This is a genomic window from Acinetobacter sp. 228, assembly GCF_048147885.1.
In genome coordinates this window covers 1-2,260 of record NZ_JAYWYV010000071.1, presented here as the reverse complement: position 1 = coordinate 2,260, position 2,260 = coordinate 1, and the positions used below count along the sequence as shown (strand labels likewise).

The window sequence follows — 2,260 nt, the reverse complement described above, 5'->3', positions numbered from 1 at the left end:
CATTTGGTTTTAAATTATTTGGTTTAATTTTCTGGGCAGCAGGTATTAGTAGCACGATTGGCGCAGCATATACTTCAGTGTCATTCTTTACTGCATTTAAAAAGAACTTAACACCAAAACAGACCAACTATACGACCATTACCTTTATCGCATTAGCGTTATTGCTCTATGTGTTATTGGGTGCAACTCCGGCAGGCTTACTCATTTTCGTAGGTGGTTTTAACGGATTGGTGTTGCCAATTGGCCTTACAATTTTTGTGTATGTGGCTGCATGCCGTAAAGATTTAATGGGTAATTATAACTATCCAAAGTGGTTGCTTATTTTAGGTGGATTAACATGTCTGTTAACGTGGTGGATGGGCTATATGTCATTTACGACAGTGTTTAACTATTTGACCAAGCTTTAAGCCAGACTTTGTTAAGTGATAAAGGAATAATGCCATGTTTGTAGATTTAAATAGTGATTTGGGCGAAAGCTTTGGCTCATGGAAAATGGGTAATGATGACCAAATTTTACCTGTCGTGACCAGTGCTAACATTGCTTGTGGTTTTCATGCTGGTGATCCGCTCGGCATTTTAAAAACGGTTCGTAAAGCCGTAGAGCTTGGTGTGACCATTGGTGCTCATGTGTCTTACCCAGACCTTGTTGGGTTTGGCCGCCGTAATATGGATTTGTCACGTGATGAACTCATTGCCGATGTGCTTTACCAAATTTCTGCGCTCGATGGTTTAGCGAAAGTGGCAGGCTCAAAAGTGCAGTACGTTAAACCCCATGGTGCACTCTACAACACCATTGCCCATGACCAAGCTCAGGCAGCAGCAGTGATTGATGCCATTAAAATGTATAACCCTGAACTGGTTTTAGTTGCTTTGGCGGGTTCAAACTTAGTCGAGCAAGCACGAGTTGCTGGTTTAAAAGTTGTATCAGAAGCTTTTGCAGACCGTGCCTATAACAGTGATGGTTCATTAGTTTCCCGCCGTTTAGAAGGTGCGGTTTTACACGACTCGGCATTTGTTGCGAGCCGTGTGGTGTCTATGCTTAAAAATGGTGGGGTCGAGTCAATTGATGGCGTATTTACCCCAATTCAGGCTGACACGATTTGCCTACATGGCGATACCGACGGTGCACTAGAAATGTCGGCTGCCATTAAAGCCGAGCTTGTAAAAAATAATATTGAAATTCGCCCATTTGTAAATAAAGCATAAGGAAGAGCGCAATGTATAAGGATATTAAAGTCGACCCAGCTCAGCTTGAAGCCGCATTACATGCACGTTTAAAAATCCGTGCAGGTTTCGATAAACCAACCGCGGGTATGGCTGCGGGTATGACGCAGGTCAACATGATTTCAGTGCCAAGAGATTGGGCATATGACTTTTTACTCTATGCACACCGTAACCCGCAAAGCTGCCCGGTGCTTGATGTGCTCGAAGAAGGCATCTATGCAACTAAGCTTGCAGCAGATTCAGACATTCGAACTGACTTTCCACGTTATCGCATTTGGAAAGATGGCGAAATGGTCGATGAAGTGACCGATGCGAGAGAAATTTATAATGCTCATCCTGATTTGGTGACTTTTTTAATTGGTTGTAGTTTTTCATTTGAAACCGCTTTGCAAGAAGCAGGTATTGAAGTTCGTCATATTCATGACGATACCAATGTGCCGATGTATCTAAGCAATATAAAGTGCGAACCAGCAGGGCGTATTTCAGGAAATATGGTGGTTTCCATGCGACCAATTCCATCTCATCAAATTAGTGAAGCGGTAAAAATTACAGCGCGTATGCCAAGTGTACATGGGGCACCTGTACATATTGGTCATCCTGAAAGTTTAGGCATTAAGGATGTAAATAAGCCTGACTTTGGTGATGCTTCCCGTATAGGAGCGGGTGAAATTCCAGTATTTTGGGCATGTGGGGTAACACCGCAAGCAGCAGTCATGAACTCGAAAATTCCTTTTGCCATTAGTCATGCTCCGGGTTACATGTTTATTACCGATATTCCTGACCGTGCTTGGATGGGCTAAATAGCTAAAGAAGAATTAAAAAGGATAAGCAAATGCGTTTTTTATCGGTAAACGCCGATTGTTTTCTTATTGAGCTTGCGAGCTTAGAAGAAACATTGGCGTTGTACAATAAATTGCAAAATACGCAATTGAATGGAATTAAAGACTTAGTCCCCGCTGCAAAAACAATTTTGGTTTTTTTTAATGAGATCGAAACCAATTTTAAAACGCGGGTTGCTTCAATTCAGAGCCTCAAA

At 42.1% G+C, this 2,260-nt stretch carries 4 protein-coding genes; all 4 read left to right on the top strand.

Features of this window, described 5'->3' with window-relative positions; translation table 11 throughout:
* The coding region (locus VXQ92_RS15890; protein WP_416682465.1) for a divalent metal cation transporter at nucleotides 1–407 on the top strand (407 nt) is incomplete at its 5' end.
* A gap of 34 nt (nucleotides 408–441) precedes the next feature.
* Complete coding sequence (locus VXQ92_RS15885) at nucleotides 442–1,206, top strand: LamB/YcsF family protein (RefSeq protein WP_000496075.1); 765 nt, start codon at nucleotides 442–444, stop codon at nucleotides 1,204–1,206.
* Nucleotides 1,207–1,217: 11 nt separating this feature from the next.
* The gene (locus tag VXQ92_RS15880) at nucleotides 1,218–2,024 is read left to right on the top strand and encodes a putative hydro-lyase (protein ID WP_265643232.1); all 807 of its coding nucleotides are present in this window, start codon (nucleotides 1,218–1,220) and stop codon (nucleotides 2,022–2,024) included.
* 32 nt (nucleotides 2,025–2,056) lie between these two features.
* Nucleotides 2,057–2,260: carboxyltransferase domain-containing protein (locus VXQ92_RS15875; protein ID WP_416682463.1), on the top strand; the 204-nt coding region annotated here is incomplete at its 3' end.

Excerpts from the sequence above, each read along its gene's own strand:
- VXQ92_RS15885 (WP_000496075.1), top strand. The coding sequence starts at position 442 with ATGTTTGTAGATTTAAATAGTGATTTGGGCGAAAGCTTTGGCTCATGG.
- VXQ92_RS15880 (WP_265643232.1), top strand. The coding sequence starts at position 1,218 with ATGTATAAGGATATTAAAGTCGACCCAGCTCAGCTTGAAGCCGCATTA.